Below are 934 nucleotides of genomic sequence, written 5' to 3' on the forward strand. Positions count from 1 at the left end.
CTGCTAGCCGCAGCGCGCGCTCACTCGCGCGTCGCACTGCCTCCAGGACAATCGATGCGCCCTGGCGCCTCCACATTCCCTTGAAGCCCATGACGTCGATGAATGCGAGCACGCCCCACTGCATCCAGGGTACCATCTCCTAATCAGCTGCGCGAGAAAAGCAGCGGTTACGTTGGTGTACATAACCGGCCCCTCCTTTACCATCATGTCTCAAGCAGGCTTTGAATCCAGGGGTGACCCTGGTCCCTTTCTCCGCCTAAAAGAAAACGCATATCACCGCTGAACGGGCTATCAAAATGTATTGCTTTCAGAATCCGGTCGGCGGCCTTTTTGAAGGCTGGTGCCTGTGCGGCGTCGGATTGCGTAGCGACAAAAAGGCCCTTCGCATCTTCAATGTCGCTCAGTAACTGCACTGCTGCCGTGTGTCGGAGTTTACACGTTGGCTCGTGGTGCAGGTGGTAGATTTCAATCGAAGTCTCAGCACGGCTACGCTGCTCCGCCTGGTCGTTCGCCGCACAAGGTTTGCCGTTTTCCTTCCGGCACCCCAGAAGTCGCCAGTCGCCAAATTCACACGGATCTAGCAAGATCGGGCGTTCATCAGCAACGGAACCCGGTGCGTAAACTCGTTGCACTTCGTCCAAGAGAGGAAATCTATCAGCTTTGCCTCCCGCCGTTCCACCTGCAAGATCCTTTCGCCTGGAATTGCAAAAAGTGCAGGCATATCGAAAGTTGGATCTTTCAAACGCGAGCCATCGGTAGCCATTGTGTTCATTCGCAGCGTCGCCCACTCGTCCTTTCGGACGAAAATGATCGACAGCATTGTCCGATCGGGTCACTGGTGTTTCACAATACCAACACTTATCATTGAACAGATCTGCCAATCCGTCTTTGAGCTCTCTCCATACAGAGGCATAATTATTGGGGTCTTCACCGT

1 pseudogene is annotated in these 934 nt (G+C 54.3%); it reads right to left on the minus strand.

The features are described 5' to 3' along the window. Window positions 1-203: 203 nt before the first annotated feature. Window positions 204-934, minus strand: a pseudogene (locus tag AB4Z23_RS27245) (hypothetical protein); the annotation flags it as partial.

The sequence above is a fragment of the Agrobacterium sp. MCAB5 genome, assembly GCF_052114365.1.
Taxonomy (GTDB): Bacteria; Pseudomonadota; Alphaproteobacteria; order Rhizobiales; family Rhizobiaceae; genus Agrobacterium; species Agrobacterium tumefaciens.